The organism is Shewanella sp. W3-18-1 (genome assembly GCF_000015185.1).
Classification (GTDB): Bacteria; Pseudomonadota; Gammaproteobacteria; order Enterobacterales; family Shewanellaceae; genus Shewanella; species Shewanella putrefaciens.
In genome coordinates this window covers 121980-141536 of sequence record NC_008750.1, presented here as the reverse complement: position 1 = coordinate 141536, position 19557 = coordinate 121980, and the positions used below count along the sequence as shown (strand labels likewise).

The following is a 19557-nucleotide window of genomic DNA, read 5'->3' as shown; positions in this document are numbered from 1 at the left end:
TTTAGATCAACTCATATTGATGGGCGAGATGAATTAAGTTTGCTCGATTCGTCGCCCCAAACTTCCTACGCATTGATTCCATATGGTATTCAACGCCTCTGATACTTATCGGGAGCTGAGTTGAAATTTCGTCATTCTGCAGGCCGTTTGCGACCATAAGTAAGATATCTCTCGCATTATCTTTAAGTAGAGAACTTTGAAGAAATGGATTAAACAATGGCTTATTACATTCAAATAGCTTGTTTTGAGCCTCTTTTAAGGTTGCACTCAAACCCGTTAATAGGATGTCTGAATCACTCAGATGACTCAGCAATATAAAACGACCCGCCCAATGTCGATTGCTATGACATGTAACGGGCCAACTTAATACGGTTTGAATATGATGCTTACTAAAAAGTAGGCTAGCTTTATCACTTTTATCACACGACAAGCGATACATATAAGATTTTGAAGTATCTAACGAAAAACCAAAATTAAAATCATTAGCGGCAACCTGACTTAGATAAAAACGCTGCAGTTCAGCAACTACAGGTGATGAAGCTACGCTGGCATTAGGTTTACGCAGCGAAGCTTGTGAGAACAGATTGGTTTCTTTTGGAAAGTGATAGTTTTCATACGCGCAATGAGGGACTCCTTGAAACCAGAATCCACTAAAACCGTGCAGCTTCAAAGCTGCCGTTATTGCCTGAATAACCTCTTTTAACGTAGATGCCGTATTGGCATTTGATAGCGCCTGTTTAGCGTCCATAAATACCCCCAAACAAAATGATATTAGAAGGTATCTCAATACAAACAATAAACAAAACTCACAGATACATATACTTACATTTGATCGCAAAATTAAAACTTATTTTTTATACCCCGTGTTTTTGACATAGTTTTGACGTTCGTAACGCTAAACTACCGCGATCTGTTTTATAAGTCCGTTGTATCCAACAAACCTGGCGCTTCGGCTCGTGCAAGACACCATATTTGAACATGCACGTATCGCGCTTCAAATAAACGGGCAATTTCAGCGACTGTGGTCCCCGTTGTGACGACATCATCTACCAGTGCAATACGCTGATAAACAAAGTCGTCATCTAACATAAATGCATCCTGTAGATTCCGCCGCCGCTGCGCACCGTTCAATCCAGCCTGCGGACGGGTATCCTGTCGCCGCGTTAATCCTTGGTCAACTAAGGGCAACTGTAAGCGTTGAGACAACTCATGGGCAATCAACCAAGCCTGATTAAACCCTCTTTGCTGTAAGCGTTTGGGGTGCAATGGCACTGGTACTATCGCTTGGGGAAGCGTTAATAAGCCCAACTGCTCAAGGTGGTTAATTCGCGCAACCAAGGCACGACAGAGTACGGGCAATGCCGCAAGTTGACCTTGGTACTTAATTGCACCAACCCAAGTCCCTAAACCTTGGTGATAACTGCAGGGGGCAATGATCTTATGGGGTGAATATTTTTGGCATGCACCGCAATAATCCATTTCAAGCAGCATTGACCTGCCACAACCAAGACAAATGGGACTATGGTATAGACCCGTTTGTAGGCAAACCATACAAATCCCCGTTTCTGGTGCTTGCATGGATTGGTGGCACAGAAGACAACGGTTAGGTAAACTGCCCGCCAACCAAGTTATGCAGAGTTGATATCCTAGACGCATTATCCGCAAAGCAGATTGCGGCCAAATCCCTTTGACAATGTGCGGCATATATCCACCTAATCCATTTAGAGGCACTCAAGTGAGCCAAGTGATTCCCACAAACCCAGTAAATTTGCATATTGAAACCAGAGGCAAAGGGCCAGATCTGGTCATGCTTCATGGTTGGGGAGTGAATAGCACTGTGTTTACCCCATTATATGAGTCACTCTCTCAGTATAGGGTGCACTATGTCGACTTGCCGGGCTTTGGATTGAGCCAATCTGTTGAAGGTGACATAGGTGCTTGGGTTGATATATTGGTGCAATCTCTGCCAGCAAATGCTATTTGGGCAGGTTGGTCATTAGGCGGCTTAGTCGCCACGCAAGCCGCATTAAGCTATCCCTCATATATTAAAGGACTTATCACTATCGCATCGTCCCCCTGCTTTATGGCAAGGGAAGATAAGGCTTGGCCAGGTATTCCACCTCATGTGCTAAGTCAGTTTAGTGAGCAACTTGGGCAAAATCTCCCTCGTACCATAGAACGTTTTCTCGCTATTCAGGCTATGGGCAGTGAAACTGCGAAAGAAGACATTAAACAACTACGCGATCTTGTGCTTTCCCGCCCTTTGCCAGATACCAAAGCCCTAAGCCAAGGCCTGAGTATGCTGACCAAAGTAGACTTAAGGCCACAACTTTCAGCACTTCAACAACCTTGGCTTAGGGTGTGGGGGCGACTCGATGGTTTAGTGCCAAAACGTGTACAACCCCAAATGCCAACAGGTGACCAAATTGAAGATGCGATGCTAGCCAAAGCTTCGCATGCTCCCTTCTTTTCGCATCGCGACGATTTTTTACAAGTATTTTTGCCTTGGTTAGCAATACACACCCGCTGATGCTTTATCTTTAAGCAATTAGTGGCTAGTATTTAACCATTAGTGCTTCAAGGAATTTTCCATGTTAGTTGTCAGTAATTACCCACAAGTGCCGCTAGCGACCAGCAATGTCGCGACGGACTTAGCTCGGGTCGACAACCAACTCAAGCCTGTGGTCATTCCTCCCCAACAGGCAACGAAAGCGCACGAAGAACGCGCCTTTAATCCACAGAATGAACGTACAGCGGATCAAGCTCAGCAACAGGCACGACTGCTTGAGCATAATCAGCAACAAGTTCAAGATAAACAGCAGCAACAGCAATCATCTCAGCAGCAAAACCAGCAACAACAAGAGAAAAAAGCCCCTGTTGTCATGGCTGAACGAGTGCAATCAAAATTAGTAAAGATAGCGACTCGAGGTCAAGCAGCATTGCAGCGTAAGGACATACGCTTAAAAGTCGCTCAAGGGGATACTACTCATATAAATACTCGCCCTAAAAACAATAATACGAGCACGACTCAGCCGTCGATTCAGGGCGAATCTATGCAGTTTTATCAACAAGTTGGACAACGTATTAGTCAATTTTATGAGCAACAGACTCGACCAGAGCCTGAATCTGCCATGTCAACTTGGATTTAATGTCTACCATTTCGTCCAACAAAAATGCCGCGAAGTTGCGGCATTTTTCATTAAGAATAAACCTTATTTTGGTAACCGATACAGCTCTTGCTGATAAGCTAAACTACCCCACAGTGCCCAGCTTAAGGCTTTTTTCTCAAGCATTTTAGCTGCGGGAATATAGGGCGTTAATTGCTCCGTTTTCTGATTATATTGAAAACCTTGCGCAGCTTTTTCTGGTTGCAAAATGACGACATCTTTTCCTTCCATCAGTGCAAAGTTTTTATCGTATTGCATCAAAGCTCGCCCAGCCCAATCATCACTGACTTTGGTTAAATCACGACCAAGCATGGGGTATGAATCTGAAATACCCATCAAAGACAACAGTGTTGGTGGCAAATCAATTTGACTCACGATTCGATGATCACGTTTTGGTGTAACACCATCCCCTATAATCAACCCAGGAATACGAAAACGCGAAACAGGTACGAGATCAGCACCTACGACTCGACTATCATGATCGGCAACCACGATAAAAATCGTATCCTTCCAATATGCAGCATTCTTGGCAAGCTTGAAAAACTCACCAATGGCATAGTCTGCATATTTGGCGGCGTTATTTCGAGTCTGCTTTGGTTGTTCATAGAGTTCGATACGATCATCAGGGAATTCGAATGGGTCATGGTTCGTTGAACTGAACACTAAACTAAAGAATGGCTTACCTTCATTATGTAGCCGTTCAAACTCACTGTTTGCCTTACGCATAAGATCTTCATCTGAAACACCCCAAGACCCCACAAAAGCAGGCGACTTATAATCCTTTTGCTCTATGATATCGCTAAAGCCATTACCTAAAAAAAAGCTACGCATATTATCGAAATGGCTCTCACCACCATAGATAAACTGCGTTGTATAACCATGGTTTTTAAGAAGTTCAGCGATAGAGAAAAAACCTGTTTGACTCTTCCCTAGCTTAACCACAGCCCGTGCAGGTGTCGGCGTAAACCCCGTTGTTACCGCCTCGATTCCACGGACTGAACGTGTACCTGTGGCATATAAATGATCAAAATACCAACCTTCTTGAGATAAAGCATCGATATTTGGTGTCAGTGGTAAACCACCCAAACTGCCTACAAATCGTGCACCTAAACTTTCTTGCAATAGGATAACTAGGTTCTTTGGTTTACCAGTATAACTGGCTTGGTTAAAGCTAAGTGAAGGCACATCTGTTGATGTAAACGCACTTGCTGGACGACCACTCTCTTGTCTTATCGTCGCGATAATCTCAGCATCATTTAAATCACCATAAACTTCCGCTGCATCTTCTTCGTTTCCCATTTGCTTGATGGCAAAAACTAAGGAATAGGATGAGTTAGTGACAAGTGAATTCACCAGTGGATCATCGGCAAAAGCCACCATAGCAGGATTAAGTGGTCGATGGCCTAATGTTGAGCGAGCACCAAGAAAAGCTAAAACCACCACAACGACAGCTAACACAGGACGCCAATACCAACCAGGAAAGCGTAAATAGCTTGTTAGCTTGCCACTTAACACCCATCCTCCCCAAAGTGTTGCCATGCTAACGATCACGGAGAAAATCAGTTCAACTTTTCGACCTGCCCACAGCATAGAAAGCACTTCTTTGGGATAAATCAAATACTCCACATACAAGCGATTAGGACGAATACCATATTCTTCGATGAAAGTTGGCGTTGATATTTCTAAAAATACAATGACCCATAGCCCAAAAGTTAGCCATATCCGTAAAATGGGTTGCCATAAACGGCCAACAAAATGATCTCCAGAAAACAAAGCGGTACCAAGTGCAGCTATACCCCACAACCAGCACAAAGTAGCAATATCAACACGTAGCCCTTGTAATAGAAGGTGTGACCAGCCTTCGACAGCCACCACGCGTTCAGCTTGCCATAGGCCTAAACAAATACGGCTAACGGTAGTAACGAACAACACCAATAGGCAGAAAATAAGGATGGCGTGAAAAGGCCCGTAGGCGTGACCACGTCCGCGAGCAGATAAAACTGACAACATCTATTACCCCAAAACAATCAATGTCCACTCTGCTTTGGAGTGTCTATTTGAGAAAAATCAATAAAGAAGTGCTTGTATGACACCCGACTTTTCTTAAGGTTGCATTAAGCGTCGACTTTATATTCTTTAATGACACAATTTTGCAACAGTTTTGTAAATAATAGATGGAAAGTGTCGACTCGGACACAGGATTGTCCGAGTCTGAGTCAGCGAGGTTTACTTTTTCAGTTTAGCGAAAGCATCGGCAAAAGCGTTACCCATAGCCGCATTCGCGGGCGCTTTCGGCGCGGGCTTTTGAGCTGGGCGAGCGGTTTTACCTGACGAAGTCAATTTGTGATTGGCTTTGGTTTGCGATGAATGCTTAACCTGAGCATTGTTTTGATCAATCGCCTCGTCCAAACGCATACTCAAACCAATACGACGGCGCTCAACGTCCACTTCCATCACTTTAACCTTCACCACATCACCCGCTTTCACCACTGTGTGGGGATCGCTGATAAATTTGTCGGTCAATGAAGAAATATGGACTAAACCGTCTTGATGCACACCGATATCGACAAAGGCACCAAAGTTAGTCACGTTCGTCACTACACCTTCGAGGATCATTTCGGGTTTGAGATGCTTAAGTTCTTCAATCCCCTCTTTAAACTTAGCGGTTTTAAACTCACCGCGGGGATCGCGTCCCGGTTTATCCAGCTCGGCTAAAATATCGGTCACGGTAGGGAGACCAAATTCCGGCGTGATAAACTCCTGTGCATTAATCGTTCGTAACAGTTCTGAGTTACCAATAAGACTCGCTAATTCAACCTGTTTAGCTTTGGCTATGGTTTCCACCAGCGAATAAGCTTCTGGATGCACGGCAGACATATCGAGCGGATTATCTCCTTCACGAATACGTAAAAAACCCGCGGCTTGCTCATAAGCCTTTGGCCCTAAACGAGGCACTTTAAGTAGCTCTTTACGGTTTTTAAACTGACCATTGGCATCACGGTAATCGACCACATTTTTCGCTAAGGTCTTATTTAAACCAGCGACTTGCGACAATAACGGCACTGAGGCCATATTCAAATCAACACCCACACCGTTTACACAGTCTTCGACTACGGCTTCAAGCGAGCTAGATAATTGGCTTTGACTAACATCATGCTGATATTGACCGACTCCGATAGACTTAGGCTCAATTTTCACTAACTCAGCCAGAGGATCTTGCAGACGGCGGGCGATAGAAACTGCGCCGCGAATAGAGACATCGAGTTCAGGAAATTCTAGCGCCGCTAATTCTGAAGCAGAATAAACCGAGGCACCCGCTTCACTAACCATCACCTTAGTTAAATGTGGATGAGTGTCCGTAAGGCTGGCAATTAATTCAGCGGCAAGTTTGTCGGTTTCGCGGGAGGCGGTACCGTTACCAATTGCGATCAGTTCAACCTTATGCATATTCACAAGGTTGGCTAAAGTACGAATCGATTTTTCCCATAAATTTTGCGGTGCATGGGGGAAAATTGTCGCATGGCTAAGGAGCTTACCCGTATTATCCACCACAGCCACTTTAACACCAGTACGTAAACCAGGATCGAGTCCCATGGTGGCTTTTGCACCAGCGGGGGCCGCCATCAGTAAATCGCCCAAGTTACGGGCAAAGACCTTAATGGCTTCGGCTTCAGCACGTTCACGCATTTGCGAAATAAACTCGGTCTCCATTTGCAGGGCTATCTTGATGCGCCATGTTGCCGTCACTACGGTTTTTAACCATTGGTCAACACTGCTATCACCCAGTTTTAGGCCTAAGTGGTCAGCAATAATCACTTCACAGTAACTGCCTTGACCTGCTTGTGCATTAGGGTCGGCATTCATTGATAAGGATAAAAAGCCTTCATTGCGACCACGTAACATAGCTAAAGCGCGGTGTGACGGCACTTTAGATAACAACTCATTGTGCTCGAAATAGTCACGGAACTTAGCGCCCTCTTTTTCTTTACCCGCGATCACACGGCTTTCTAATACGCTGTTTTGGCTTAAATGCTCACGCACTTTGCGCAATAGTTCCGCATCTTCGGCATAGCGTTCCATCAAAATATAACGGGCACCTTCGAGCACGGCTTTAGTATCGGCAAAACCAGCATTTTCATTGATATAATCCGCAGCCAGCGCTTCGGTATCGGCATTGCGATCCGCAAGCAGTGCATCGGCTAATGGTTCAAGACCCGCTTCAATGGCGATTTGCCCTTTAGTACGGCGCTTAGGTTTGAAGGGTAAATAGAGATCTTCGAGGCGAGTCTTACTGTCGGCACTATCAATAGCAAATTGCAGCTCTGCGGTTAATTTACCTTGAGCCTGAATACTGGACAAAATCACTTGGCGTCTATCGTTCAACTCTCGCAGATAGGCTAAACGACTATGTAGGGTACGTAATTGGGTATCATCTAAGCCACCGGTAGCTTCTTTACGGTAGCGCGCCACAAAAGGAACGGTAGCCCCATCGTCGAGCAATGCTATGGTCGCGGTAACTTGCTGCTCACGAACATTCAGTTCTTGGGCAATGATTTGAGCGATGTTATGTGCAATGGTTTGGGAAGTCGTTTGCATAAATAAAATATCGTGTTTAACGGATGAGTCGTAATTGCGCCCACGATACCACAGGCGCATGATCAATTTCATGCTAAAGCCAGCATCAAATCACAGAGTTTGATCTTCTGCGCAATGATAATCGGACACCTAAGCCATCCTACATATAACCATCGAGGGTTAATCCGTTACGCTGGCCGAAGGATTTTCAAATGGTGTATAACGGATCTCATTGATATACCACTCTTTTGGGCCAGATGGTGTTTGCACAACGACTTCATCATCTACTTGCTTGCCAATTAAAGCGCGCGCCATAGGCGAGTCGATAGTGATATAACCCAGTTTAGTATCGAGCTCATCTTTACCGACGATCCGATAACGCACCCGCTCGCCCGCGTCGTTTTCAAGCTCAAACCAAGCGCCAAAGTAAATTTTACCTTCCTGCTGCGGCGAATAGTCGACAATCTTTAACTCTTCTAATCGCTTAACTAAGTATCTGACACGGCTATCAATTTGTCTTAACAAACGCTTGTTATAAGTATAATCCGCGTTCTCACTTCGATCGCCCTGTGCCGCGGCCTCTTGGACTTTAAGAGTGATCTGCGGCCGATATTCTTTCCACAAATATTTCAATTCTTTATCTAAGGCTAACCAACCTTGGCGGGTGATCAAATGCGCTTTCATGTTCTGACTCGATAATTAAATAAAACTGCCGCAATTGATAAGGGCAAATATGGACAGATGATACTCAGACTAACAGCTAAAGTTAACCACCTACAGAAAAGCATTCCGACACTTCCGAGGCTACAATGCCAATTTAGTTACAATTTCATACCGATAGTGAATAAATGCCATGATTATCATGCATTTTCATTTGCTTAGTATTAACATTGAACGGAAAATTTCAGCATTAATCGCATATCAGCCAATATGATGCGCTAGTCGCTTAGGCTGAATGCGGCTATATTAGGCAGATTCGTTTTCAATTTCAGCCAGTTACTCTTTACTGCATCAAGGCAGCAAGAATAAAGCATTAATCCGAGCAATTAAAGGATACCCCATGGGACAAGAAACCTCGAAAATCCTCGTCGTCGATGATGATATGCGCCTAAGAGCGTTACTCGAGCGTTACCTGATGGAGCAAGGCTATCAGGTACGCAGTGCGGCCAATGCCGAGCAGATGGATCGCCTATTAGAGCGGGAAAATTTCCATCTTTTAGTGCTCGATTTAATGTTACCCGGCGAAGATGGTTTATCGATTTGTCGACGCTTACGTCAACAGGGTAGCCTCATTCCAATTGTGATGCTCACCGCTAAAGGTGACGAAGTGGATCGTATTATTGGCCTTGAGTTAGGTGCCGATGATTACCTGCCAAAGCCTTTTAATCCACGGGAATTACTCGCCCGAATTAAAGCCGTGATGCGCCGCCAAACCTTAGAAGTGCCTGGCGCACCAGCACAACAAGAAGCCGAAATCAGTTTTGGTGAATTCTCACTGGATCTCGCCACCCGCGAGATGTACCACGGTGATGAAGCGATTGCGCTCACCAGCGGTGAGTTTGCCGTGCTTAAGGTGTTAGTCACCCATCCCCGCGAACCTTTGTCTCGGGATAAGCTGATGAACCTTGCACGCGGCCGCGATTATTCCGCATTAGAGCGTTCTATTGACGTTCAAGTGTCGCGTCTTCGCCGTTTAATTGAGAAAGATCCTGCCAATCCTCGTTATATTCAAACAGTTTGGGGCCTAGGTTATGTGTTTGTGCCCGATGGTGCGGCGCGTCGATGAAGTGCGTTGCGTGCTTAATTTTGTCCCCTTATTGGCACGACTATGAAACGTAAGTTGTGGCAGCGATTTCTACCACGTAGCGCGTTTAGCCAAACCGTGATGCTGATTGGTTGCTTATTACTGATCAATCAGCTGGTGTCTTACGTTACCGTTGCTGTTTATGTACTCAAACCCAGTTACCAGCAAATTAATCAACTGATTGCCCGTCAAGTCAAACTGCTGTTTGTGGATGGCATTGATATCGGCCGCGAACATTTAACGATAGTCGATGCACTCAATGCTAAAGTCCATGATGATGGAATGAAGATTTACAACCAACAACAGGCCCGTGAAGCTGGTATTGAGCAAGCAACTTATTATGGCTTCTGGTCGTCACAGATGTCGGAATATCTTGGTGGCGAAGCGGAGGTTAGAGTAACCCACGGCAGCGTACTGCAGATTTGGATTCGACCGCCACAGGCACCTTCGGTATGGATTAAAGTGCCATTGATTGGTCAAAATGTATCGGATCTTTCACCACTGACTCTGTATCTAATCGTGATTGGTGCGCTTAGCGTGGCCGGTGGTTGGTGGTTTGCCCGCCAACAAAATCGCCCTCTTCGGCGGCTACAAAAAGCGGCCATTTCGGTCTCCCGCGGTGAATTCCCCGATCCCTTGCCGCTCAAAGGCTCAAGTGAAATTGTCGAAGTGACCAATGCCTTCAATCAGATGGCACACAGCATGAAGCAATTGGAGCAAGACAGGGCGCTGTTGATGGCGGGCATTTCCCATGACTTGCGTACTCCACTCACGCGAATTCGTCTCGCTTCGGAAATGATGGTTGAAGAAGACCAATATCTTAAAGACGGTATCGTCAACGATATTGAAGATATGGATGCCATTATCAGCCAATTTATTGCTTATATACGTCAAGATCAGGAAGCCAACCGCGAGTTAGCCCAAATCAATAAACTTATCCAAGATATTGTCCAAGCCGAAGCAAATCGTGCTGGTGAAATTGAAATGGTCCTGACCGATTGCCCTGAGACACTATTCCAAGCTATCGCCATTAAACGAGTACTGAGCAACTTAGTCGAAAACGCCTTCCGCTATGGATCTGGCTGGATACGCATTAGCTCACAATACGATGGAAAGCGAATCGGTTTTAGTGTTGAAGATAATGGCCCAGGGATTGATGAATCACAAATACAGAAGCTATTTCAACCATTTACTCAAGGAGATATCGCTCGCGGCAGTGTGGGATCAGGCCTCGGGCTTGCCATTATTAAACGAATTATTGACCGTCACCAAGGGCAAATAACACTCTCAAACCGCAAGGAAGGAGGATTAAAGGCACAGGTTTGGTTACCACTGGAATAACCTACGTCACATATCAGCAGATCAAATGACAATGTAGGTATTCAACTCAGCTTCTGTAATATTTGTGTCACGTTAAATTCATAAACTCAGGGCAGTTAACTGGCTCTGACCATTATGAAGATTGCAATATGAAAATTTCAACGCTATCACTTTCTGCCTCTGCCCTATTGCTATTACTCGCGGGATTATTAGCGGCAGTAGTGCTATGGAGCAGCACTCAGAGACAGCAAATTGAGCAACAAACTCATTCACTACAAAACATTCAACAGGATTTCCTTGTCGGTGTCCGCCGCGATCTCGATGGCTATTTAGTCACTGGTAATGCCGGTCAACTTGAGCAAGCCAAAACCAAACTCATCACCATTAAGGATCAGCTCGCGCAGTTAAATCTCGCCACTGTGGGGGCGACAGATAATGAGTTGCAGATAGGCTTAAGCAGCTTCATCCAAGATTTAGAGACTAAGTACCTCGCCGCAGGCAAACTCGCGGGAGATCCTCGGAAATTGCTTGCCCATGCGGAATCAGAAATGATGGGGTACAACCGCCGCCTGAGCCAGTATGCAGATAAAGGAGCAACAATTAATGCCCTTGTCGCCGAGCAATATCTGCAACTTAGCCGTGATTTACCTTCAATTGTGTATGAACTCTCCCAACTTACCGAAGGTTATTTGATCGGGAAAAATCAGAAACTAAAGGGAATTTTGGATAGCACAATAAAAGAGCTGGATACTTGGCGGGAGACCCTAAATGCTCTGCCATTGATTGGCATATATGAAATTCAAGAAGCCGATGAATTTGCCCTTGGTGGTAGCGAGCCAGAACAAATTGAAATCGGTGAGAATGACCGCAGTGAGCTATTAAGCCTGAGCAATAGGTACAGTAAAGAAGTCGCCAACACCCACCAACAACTGCAAACCAATCAAGAAATGCAGGAACAGCTTATCCAAGCCATTAGCAAAGTGGAACAACAGCTTATCGCTCTAGGTGATGCCCAAGCCGCAAAAAATCAGCAACTCAAATCTGAGCTACAACTGATCCTCTATACCATGGTGTCCATCATGGCACTATTCGCCATAGGCTATTTAATCCTGCAACAAAATCGCGTTGTGAAACCGCTTAAACGCCTTAATCAAGCCTTTATGAAATTAAGCGAAGCGAACAGTCGTGAGAGATTAGATATCAATAGACGTTGTGAAACAGGGCAAATCGCGGGACACTTTAATCAATTATTACAACGCTTTGAATTGGAAGATGAAACACAACGCCAGCAGATAACTAAAGTTTCACAGTCCTTGCGTCAACTGGTGGCACGGATCAACCAACTCTCTGTGCATACCGAAAATACACAGACGATAGTGACAGAAACTCAAACACAAACTGAACATATCCGCAGCCTCGCCAATGAAGTCAGCCATACCTCAGCACTCGTGGAAAATAGCGCCGCAGAAACAATGCGCCAAATGCAATCGAGCCAAACTGAAGCTGAAGCGGTACTCAGTGCAACCGAGCAGACTCAAACTGCGGTCGGGCTATGCCATGCCTCCCTCGAAAGTTTAAATACCTCTGTCACTGATGTATCAAAAATCATTGATGTGATTAGTAATATTGCTGAACAAACTAATTTACTCGCCCTTAATGCTGCCATTGAAGCGGCAAGGGCGGGTGAACAAGGCCGCGGTTTTGCCGTCGTCGCCGACGAAGTACGTAATTTAAGCCAACGCACTCAAACATCCTTGAACGAAATCGTGAAGATTCTGCAGCAACTGACCCAATCGAATCATGCGCTCAGTGAGAGTGTCAATGGCATAGCGCAGGCCACCAGCAGCCAAAAACTGCGGGCTCAGAGCCTGTGGCAAGTGGCGCAAACAGTACAAAACCAAGCCAGTGAAATGGCTAATACCGCCAAACAAGGCTCGCTCAATGCCAAAGAGCAAGTCGATTATCTCGATGAATTTGTACGTACTATGGATAATTTAAGGCAACAGGCGCAGACCAGTTCACAACAGAGTGACGTCATCGCCCAAGAAGTACAGCAGAGTGTAGAAGATATTGAGACTAGCCTAGGAATAGCCAATAAAACTAAAGCACCACCCCATTTGCGAGCCGCTTAAATATAAAAAGGGAGCCTAGATTAGGCTCCCTTTTGACTCTTTAACCAGTTAAGTATAGATACTAAGTATCAATACCTAGCTTACAGCGCTGCTAAAACCACTTCGGCTTTACTCACTTCAAATGACTTCGGTGCTTCAACATTTAGCAATGTTACTACGCCATTATCGATGATCATGGCATAACGCTGCGAACGTATACCGCCGAAACCCGCTGTATCCATCTCTAGCCCTAAAGCTTTAGTAAAGCTGGCATCGCCATCGGCTAACATCATTAATTCAGAGGCATTTTGAGCCTCGCCCCACGCTTTCATCACAAAGGCATCGTTTACAGCAACACAGGCAATCAAATCCACGTCCTTAGCTTTAAATTGATCGGCTAATACCACATAGCCAGGTAAATGCGCTTCAGAACACGTTGGAGTAAACGCACCAGGCACGGCAAACAGTACGACTTTTTTCCCCGCGAACAGTTCGGTAACTTTGTGATTTACCGTGCCATCTTTAGTCTGTTGGCTTAACGTACCTGCGGGTAATGCTTGACCTTGAGCAATCATTTGTCTCTTCCTTTAGTTAAAATAGCTTACCCATACTAGCCCTATTTACCTAAGATAAATACCGAGATAAAGAAGGAGTGATTATGTTCGACCTCGACTCATCCGTAGCGCACCACATAAGCCTATGAATAACAGGATATATCCAGAAACAGCGCCACCACTTTCTTCGACAACGATAATGTCTGGCCCCCTGTCTCGATCGCTACTTTCCAGCGGTAGTGCATACAGACTATCTATCTCGTCGGCACTAATAGTTGCAACGATATCGCTGTAACCTACCTCATAAACATCAATTAACACATCGTAGTGATCCGTTGCATAGCCCGTATAAAGCGTCGTCAACACTTCATAATCATCCAGAGTTGAATCGCCATAAATAGTAAATACATCTGTGGTGTAGTACCGCACCCAAGGGCCACCATTACGACTAAGATAGAGCTCCGCAAATAGATCGGCTCTTTCATTAAGATAACTACCGTAAACATCCACATCAAAGGTCACACTAAAGGTTTGATAAAAACCATCATAGTCAAAATCTTCGAACAAACGACTACTGGCATCAAAAATCGAAAAGCTATGGTACACAGGCGAGCGATAGGGATTCTCAGTCTCGGCGCTTGAACGGGGGATAGATTGACTCTCATACTGGGCTATCACTTGGTCACGCGTCATAGGTTTTGCGCCAACAAGCTGTACTTTTTTTGTCGTTCCAGCCTTTGACGATAAACTGGGTGCAAGCGATTTAACCACCGCGGCGGCAGCATCTCCTACATTGTTCGCGGGAGCAGCCTGTTGCAGTAACGCTAAGGCTTGCTGCTCCTGAAATGCCGCTTGCTCTGCATCATCGGCTTTTTTAGCAATACCAATACTTGCAGCAGAAAAGGGCGCTATAGGCATTAACGACTCACCATCACGGGATTGCGCATGGACGTTAACAGATCCCAAAAACAGTAAAGTCATTGCTGTTAGCTTAAATAAACTTGTTCTGGATCCTGTTGCCACTATTTGCCTGTTAAGTATGTTCATCTTGAAGACCCCATGGATAATCCGTTCAAATTGGAGACATTAAAGTGCAATGAAAGTGAACATAAGCTGAACATTCGATAGCAAGATGTCGACCACAGCCACAGTAATCACAAAATGCCTAAATGTAGCTAAAAGGTGGCTTACTAATATGTTCAGCCCCAATTCATCTGCCATGGATAACACTGTCTAAACTGAACCCACCTAAATGCCTAGGCATAGGATAAGACTGACTAACTGATATTGAGTTCAGCCCGTTAGCAAAGGAAATTGCCAACGATAATTCCACAGGAATTACGCTAACCAATTGACGGATCTCTATAGTGATGGGGTATGCTTAGTCGACTCGATAGGCTATCTCTGTAGCTCATTAATTTAAGATCGCTGAACATTCGCGGGTAACGAATATGAAACTTGGTATGACATTGGCACTGATCGTCTGCTTATGTGCCTCCTTTGGCAGTATGGCGGCAAATGATAAACGCACCGATCGCAATCAGTCTCGCAACCAAGGCGTGCAGAATGAACAGCGCCGTTTAGCCGTTAATAGTCCAGACCAAGCCGTTGCTATGGCTCAGCGCCAATATCAAGGCAAAATATTGAGCGTACAATCAAGTGGTTCGGGTTATCGCGTCAAAATTCTCGATCCTAATGGTCAAGTGTTTTCAGTATCAGTAGATGCCGCAACGGGCAGAGTATCGAGGAACTAACCATGCGCTTGCTATTAGTCGAAGATGATCTAGAGCTACAAACTAACTTAAAACAGCATCTGCTTGATGCCCATTACAGCATTGATGTTGCAAGCGATGGCGAAGAAGGATTATTTCAAGCACTCGAATGTAACTATGATGCTGCAATTATCGATGTAGGTTTACCTAAACTCGATGGCATCAGTTTAATTCGCAGCGTCCGTCAAAAAGAGCGCGATTTTCCCATCCTTATTTTAACGGCAAGGGACAGTTGGCAAGATAAAGTGGAAGGACTCGATGCTGGGGCAGATGACTACCTCACTAAACCTTTCCATCCCCAAGAGCTGGTTGCGCGACTAAAAGCCTTAATCCGTCGTTCGGCAGGTAAGGCCAGCCCATTGGTTTATAACGGCCCTTTTAGCCTCAACACCAGCAGTTTAGAAATCCGTAAAGGGGATGAATTGATCAACCTTAGCGGCTCTGAGTACAAGCTATTCGAATTTTTAATGCTACATCCGGGTGAAGTGAAATCTAAAACTGTGCTCACTGAACATATTTACGATCAGGATTTTGATCTCGACTCTAATGTCATCGAAGTTTTTATCCGTCGCTTACGTAAAAAACTCGACCCAGATAACCAATACAATCTGATAGAAACCCTTCGGGGACAAGGTTATCGACTCAAAATATTAGCACCAGAATCCAGTGTAAATGAGTAACTCTTCTTTAGCATGGCAAGTGATAAACTCCCTTAAGGCTCGGTTAGTTGCCAGTTCACTACTGTTTATTTTAGTGCTATTACCTTTGATTGGTGTCGGCTTAAATGATGCCTTTACCGAGCAAGTGAAAAGTGCCGCAAAAAATGAACTCAGTGCCTATGTTTACTCAATACTCGCAGTAACAGAAGTGGAAAATACGCAGATCTCCATTCCTGAATTAGTGTTAGAAAATCGCTTTAATCTCATTCAATCAGGGCTCTACGCCATAGCAACCACACAAGATCTCAATGGCAAACAAAGTATTGTATGGCATTCGCAGTCTTTTATGGGCATCACTCCTCCGGCATATTTTACGATTCCCGACATGGGCAAAAGTACATTTGAGCAAATCAAGCTCGCCGATCTGCCCCATTGGATTTACAGTTTTAGCGTTAGCTTTGCCAGCCAAAATCAGAACGTACCTGTAACCATCCACATCATTAAAGACGAACAAGAATTCCAGCAGCAAATTGACCAATTTAATCAGCAGCTTTGGACTTGGTTGTTGATCCTGATGTTAGTCATGCTGGTATTCCAGTTAAGTTGGTTACTCTGGACGCTACGCCCGCTAGCACGTTTTACCCAAGAGCTGCACGAGGTTGAACAAGGTAAATCAATGCAGTTAAGTAGCCAATACCCCACGGAGTTACAAGCAGTTGCACGCCAACTCAATATTCTGCTCAATACCGAACAAACCCAGCGAAAACGCTATCGCAACGCCTTAGCCGATCTTGCCCATAGCCTAAAAACACCGCTCGCAGTGATCAAAAGCCAAGCTGATTTAAGCGAAGCCTCGAGTGAACAAGTGTCGGTGATAAGCAGAATCATTGGGCACCAACTGAAACGTGCTCAAACTGCAGCGGCAGCCTCCTGGCATTTAGGGATCCGCGTCGATGAGGTGGCGGCTAAGCTATTGCGTACTTTGGCTAAAATTTATCAAGAGCCGCAAATCCATCTCCATTCTGAAATTGCCGAACAAGCAGTATTCAAGGGGGATGACGCTGACCTCACTGAAATGTTGGGCAATTTACTCGACAACGCCTGTAAAGCGGCAAAATCCACTGTTAAATTAACTGTAACGGGTGATGCCTATCAACTGCAGATCTGCATAGAAGATGATGGCCCCGGAATCAGTGAATTATTGAAAAATCAAATATTTGAACGTGGAATTCGAGCAGATTCCTATCGCCAAGGTAATGGTATAGGGCTTGCGATCGTTCGAGATTTAGTCGACAGCTATAATGGCAGAATTTCAGTGTCGCATTCAGAAACCTTAGGTGGGGCCAAATTTAGCGTGAGTTTTGTGCACTCTATTTAATCTATTAGTTTCAAAATGATACATTAAATCCCCTCCTTTAAATTCTCCCTATAAAGCCTTAAAACATTTTCAGCTTATGTTCATATTCAAACGCCTATGATGCCAATAACATCCTCACATAGGATTATTGGAGCGAACCATGAACAGATTACATCGATGGAATTGGCTAGTGTTATCGGCAGTATTATTTGCTCTGCCCTTCACGCCCACAACTCAAGCCGCTGGCGTATCCGTAAGCCAAGGTTCAAGCGCGTCGGTAAGCCAAGCCGAGCTCGAACAAATGTTAGCGCCTATCGCACTGTACCCCGATAGCTTGTTGACGCACATTCTTATCGCCTCGACTTATCCACTCGAAGTCGTACAGGCACAACGCTGGCTAGCACAACGCCCTAAATTATCACTCGACCAGATAATGTCGCAGGCTGAAGACAAGGATTGGGATCCTAGCGTAAAAGCACTATTGGCTTTCCCCGTTGTATTACAAAAAATGAGTGACGATCTCGACTGGACGCAAAGATTAGGTGAAGCATTCCTTGAAGATGAAGGCCAAGTAATGAATGGTATTCAATCTCTTAGACAACAGGCAGATAAAGCCAATAGTCTTGCTAATATGGATAATATGGCCATCACCAGAGCAAATAATCACATCATCATAGAACCCGTAAGGCGGGAAATTGTATACGTCCCCTATTATGATCCTCGCGTGGTGTATGGCACTTGGCGATGGGGTGTGGCTTATCCACCCGTTTACTGGGAGTTTAGTGGTTATGCTGGCTATCCTTACCGTCCAAGCCATAGCCATTTTTACTGGGCACCTGGTATTCATATTTCCTTTAACTACTTTTTCAGTTCCTTCCACTGGCATCGCCATAGAGTGGTTGTGATAGATCACAGGCATTCACATCACTACCGCCCACGGGAAAGATACAGTGTTAGCCACGGTGCACAACCATGGAAACATAAGCCAGAACATAGACGTGGAGTGGTTTATCATAATCCTGTTGTTAAGCAACGCTACTATGCCGATAGCAAGTATCGTGGCCGCGATTCACACTCCAGCGGCAGTGCTCAGCACGCTACCAGCCAATATTCAAAGTCCAACCAAGATTTACGACATAATCGCCAAGACAATAAGGACTGGAATAATAAAGAGACTCACAATTACAACAGTCGTGAGCGTGATAACCGCGCTCCAACTTATCAGAATACTAAGGCAGAGTTAAAAGAGCGGCGCTCAGCCAATGCGGAACAAATGCCCGCGACTAAGGGACGTAGTGATCCTGTGCATACTCAAAGGGAGCGCAGTGATGCCCAAGCAAAACAAATGCAGGCCAACAAGGATATACAACAAAAACAATACCAAACTAGGGAGCCACAACGACAGGAAAACTCACGGGCTATAACACCAAGAGTGGAATCCCCACGCCAAGAGATTAAACGGTCTGAACCACAACGCATGGAACAACCGAGACAATCGGTGCCAAGACAACGTGAGGAAGTTAAAGTGAGGCAGAGTGAACCACGCCAAAACCAGAATATGCAGGCGACTCGCGCTGTAGATCAAAATAAAGGCAGATCGACCCAAAGCCAAGAACGCCGTAATAGAGAGTAATATGAATGGCCAAATTAGTCGGCCATAGCCCTAAGCCTAAAAGCACGATAAAACGTGCTTTTAGGTTAAAACTTTAAGGTTAGCGACTGGCCTTCACCTAAGCCTTGCCATTCGACTGTCAGATCCATAATTTCGTTAAGAATATGATCAAAATCCACTTCGCTAATTTGGGGGAGCGCCAGCTTACGGCTGCTGCTAGCCTGCTCTAACAGATAAATAAACTCGTCGTAGGTCGGCGTATCGCCCGGCCACAGCAAGGACTGCAAGGTTTCAACGATAGACTCAACTTGCCATATCTCAGCTTTATTGGTAACAGCACGGGAGGCTTGATTATGCTCAAGTGTAAAACTGATATTTGCACCGGCTTTCACCTGTGAAAAAAAGGCCCCTTGGATCTGTAGCCGTTTTTCAACCACATAGTGAATCATATCGTGGGGTGCAATCCCCTGCTCAGGCATTTTAGTTTCTGTAGCACTGCCATCCATACGCACACAACGTAACTGACCATAACGCTGAGTTCCTTTAGTGAAGATAACTTGCATATAACCATCCTTAGCACATTAACGAGCACAAACTTATATGCTCAAGTATAGACTATGGCCAGG

17 protein-coding genes are annotated in these 19557 nt (G+C 45.0%); 9 read left to right on the top strand and 8 right to left on the bottom strand.

Annotation, left to right across the window (positions count from 1 at the left end; all coding sequences use genetic code 11):
* Position 1 precedes the first annotated feature (1 nt).
* Both SPUTW3181_RS00595 and SPUTW3181_RS00590 read right to left on the bottom strand, forming a co-directional pair.
* Positions 2-748 (bottom strand): response regulator transcription factor, encoded by a 747-nt coding sequence (locus SPUTW3181_RS00595; RefSeq protein WP_011787534.1) that lies wholly within the window; start codon positions 746-748, stop codon positions 2-4.
* Positions 749-915: 167 nt separating this feature from the next.
* Positions 916-1704: an amidophosphoribosyltransferase gene (locus SPUTW3181_RS00590; protein ID WP_011787533.1), complete on the bottom strand. Its 789-nt coding sequence runs from the start codon at positions 1702-1704 to the stop codon at positions 916-918.
* A gap of 31 nt (positions 1705-1735) precedes the next feature.
* Between SPUTW3181_RS00590 and bioH the strand changes: the two genes are divergently transcribed.
* Together bioH and SPUTW3181_RS00580 are read left to right on the top strand one after the other, a co-directional pair.
* Positions 1736-2530: a pimeloyl-ACP methyl ester esterase BioH gene (gene bioH, locus SPUTW3181_RS00585; RefSeq protein WP_014609573.1), complete on the top strand. Its 795-nt coding sequence runs from the start codon at positions 1736-1738 to the stop codon at positions 2528-2530.
* A gap of 61 nt (positions 2531-2591) precedes the next feature.
* Positions 2592-3149, top strand: a complete 558-nt coding sequence (locus tag SPUTW3181_RS00580; RefSeq protein ID WP_011787531.1) for a hypothetical protein — start codon at positions 2592-2594, stop codon at positions 3147-3149.
* Positions 3150-3212: 63 nt separating this feature from the next.
* Here SPUTW3181_RS00580 and SPUTW3181_RS00575 read toward each other — a convergent pair whose 3' ends face one another.
* From SPUTW3181_RS00575 to greB, 3 genes are all read right to left on the bottom strand, one after another.
* Complete coding sequence (locus tag SPUTW3181_RS00575) at positions 3213-5177, bottom strand: LTA synthase family protein (protein WP_011787530.1); 1965 nt, start codon at positions 5175-5177, stop codon at positions 3213-3215.
* Between the two features lie 216 nt (positions 5178-5393).
* Positions 5394-7763, bottom strand: a complete 2370-nt coding sequence (locus SPUTW3181_RS00570; RefSeq protein WP_041408289.1) for a Tex family protein — start codon at positions 7761-7763, stop codon at positions 5394-5396.
* Positions 7764-7922: 159 nt separating this feature from the next.
* Positions 7923-8426: a transcription elongation factor GreB gene (greB, locus tag SPUTW3181_RS00565; protein ID WP_011787528.1), complete on the bottom strand. Its 504-nt coding sequence runs from the start codon at positions 8424-8426 to the stop codon at positions 7923-7925.
* 376 nt (positions 8427-8802) lie between these two features.
* Between greB and ompR the strand changes: the two genes are divergently transcribed.
* From ompR to SPUTW3181_RS00550, 3 genes are all read left to right on the top strand, one after another.
* Positions 8803-9528, top strand: coding sequence for a two-component system response regulator OmpR (gene ompR, locus SPUTW3181_RS00560; protein WP_011787527.1), 726 nt, complete (start codon positions 8803-8805; stop codon positions 9526-9528).
* A 42-nt stretch (positions 9529-9570) separates the two neighbouring features.
* Positions 9571-10887, top strand: a complete 1317-nt coding sequence (envZ, locus tag SPUTW3181_RS00555) for a two-component system sensor histidine kinase EnvZ (protein WP_011787526.1) — start codon at positions 9571-9573, stop codon at positions 10885-10887.
* Positions 10888-11015: 128 nt separating this feature from the next.
* Positions 11016-12998 (top strand): methyl-accepting chemotaxis protein, encoded by a 1983-nt coding sequence (locus tag SPUTW3181_RS00550; RefSeq protein WP_011787525.1) that lies wholly within the window; start codon positions 11016-11018, stop codon positions 12996-12998.
* Between the two features lie 80 nt (positions 12999-13078).
* Here SPUTW3181_RS00550 and SPUTW3181_RS00545 read toward each other — a convergent pair whose 3' ends face one another.
* Both SPUTW3181_RS00545 and SPUTW3181_RS00540 read right to left on the bottom strand, forming a co-directional pair.
* Positions 13079-13552 carry a peroxiredoxin gene (locus SPUTW3181_RS00545; RefSeq protein ID WP_011787524.1) on the bottom strand — a complete coding sequence of 158 codons (474 nt, stop codon included), beginning with the start codon at positions 13550-13552 and terminating at the stop codon, positions 13079-13081.
* 81 nt (positions 13553-13633) lie between these two features.
* Complete coding sequence (locus SPUTW3181_RS00540; RefSeq protein ID WP_011787523.1) at positions 13634-14578, bottom strand: choice-of-anchor H family protein; 945 nt, start codon at positions 14576-14578, stop codon at positions 13634-13636.
* 404 nt (positions 14579-14982) lie between these two features.
* Between SPUTW3181_RS00540 and SPUTW3181_RS00535 the strand changes: the two genes are divergently transcribed.
* From SPUTW3181_RS00535 to SPUTW3181_RS00520, 4 genes are all read left to right on the top strand, one after another.
* On the top strand, positions 14983-15285 hold the full coding sequence (locus SPUTW3181_RS00535; protein ID WP_011787522.1) for a PepSY domain-containing protein: 303 nt from the start codon (positions 14983-14985) through the stop codon (positions 15283-15285).
* 2 nt (positions 15286-15287) lie between these two features.
* On the top strand, positions 15288-15983 hold the full coding sequence (locus SPUTW3181_RS00530; RefSeq protein ID WP_011787521.1) for a response regulator transcription factor: 696 nt from the start codon (positions 15288-15290) through the stop codon (positions 15981-15983).
* Positions 15976-17340, top strand: coding sequence for an ATP-binding protein (locus tag SPUTW3181_RS00525; RefSeq protein WP_011787520.1), 1365 nt, complete (start codon positions 15976-15978; stop codon positions 17338-17340). Before SPUTW3181_RS00530 ends, SPUTW3181_RS00525 begins: the two co-directional genes overlap by 8 nt.
* Positions 17341-17479: 139 nt before the next feature.
* Positions 17480-18952 carry a DUF3300 domain-containing protein gene (locus SPUTW3181_RS00520; RefSeq protein ID WP_011787519.1) on the top strand — a complete coding sequence of 491 codons (1473 nt, stop codon included), beginning with the start codon at positions 17480-17482 and terminating at the stop codon, positions 18950-18952.
* A 65-nt stretch (positions 18953-19017) separates the two neighbouring features.
* Here the strand turns inward: SPUTW3181_RS00520 and SPUTW3181_RS00515 are convergent, their stop codons facing one another.
* Positions 19018-19494 carry a hypothetical protein gene (locus SPUTW3181_RS00515; protein ID WP_011787518.1) on the bottom strand — a complete coding sequence of 159 codons (477 nt, stop codon included), beginning with the start codon at positions 19492-19494 and terminating at the stop codon, positions 19018-19020.
* Between the last annotated feature and the right edge of the window lie 63 nt (positions 19495-19557).

Coding starts and splice junctions, on each gene's coding strand:
- SPUTW3181_RS00570 (WP_041408289.1), bottom strand. CDS start 7,763: ATGCAAACGACTTCCCAAACCATTGCACATAACATCGCTCAAATCATT.
- envZ (WP_011787526.1), top strand. CDS start 9,571: ATGAAACGTAAGTTGTGGCAGCGATTTCTACCACGTAGCGCGTTTAGC.
- SPUTW3181_RS00575 (WP_011787530.1), bottom strand. CDS start 5,177: ATGTTGTCAGTTTTATCTGCTCGCGGACGTGGTCACGCCTACGGGCCT.
- SPUTW3181_RS00590 (WP_011787533.1), bottom strand. CDS start 1,704: ATGCCGCACATTGTCAAAGGGATTTGGCCGCAATCTGCTTTGCGGATA.
- SPUTW3181_RS00515 (WP_011787518.1), bottom strand. CDS start 19,494: ATGCAAGTTATCTTCACTAAAGGAACTCAGCGTTATGGTCAGTTACGT.
- SPUTW3181_RS00525 (WP_011787520.1), top strand. CDS start 15,976: ATGAGTAACTCTTCTTTAGCATGGCAAGTGATAAACTCCCTTAAGGCT.
- SPUTW3181_RS00535 (WP_011787522.1), top strand. CDS start 14,983: ATGAAACTTGGTATGACATTGGCACTGATCGTCTGCTTATGTGCCTCC.
- SPUTW3181_RS00530 (WP_011787521.1), top strand. CDS start 15,288: ATGCGCTTGCTATTAGTCGAAGATGATCTAGAGCTACAAACTAACTTA.
- greB (WP_011787528.1), bottom strand. CDS start 8,426: ATGAAAGCGCATTTGATCACCCGCCAAGGTTGGTTAGCCTTAGATAAA.
- SPUTW3181_RS00595 (WP_011787534.1), bottom strand. CDS start 748: ATGGACGCTAAACAGGCGCTATCAAATGCCAATACGGCATCTACGTTA.
- SPUTW3181_RS00545 (WP_011787524.1), bottom strand. CDS start 13,552: ATGATTGCTCAAGGTCAAGCATTACCCGCAGGTACGTTAAGCCAACAG.
- ompR (WP_011787527.1), top strand. CDS start 8,803: ATGGGACAAGAAACCTCGAAAATCCTCGTCGTCGATGATGATATGCGC.
- SPUTW3181_RS00550 (WP_011787525.1), top strand. CDS start 11,016: ATGAAAATTTCAACGCTATCACTTTCTGCCTCTGCCCTATTGCTATTA.
- SPUTW3181_RS00540 (WP_011787523.1), bottom strand. CDS start 14,578: ATGAACATACTTAACAGGCAAATAGTGGCAACAGGATCCAGAACAAGT.
- SPUTW3181_RS00520 (WP_011787519.1), top strand. CDS start 17,480: ATGAACAGATTACATCGATGGAATTGGCTAGTGTTATCGGCAGTATTA.
- SPUTW3181_RS00580 (WP_011787531.1), top strand. CDS start 2,592: ATGTTAGTTGTCAGTAATTACCCACAAGTGCCGCTAGCGACCAGCAAT.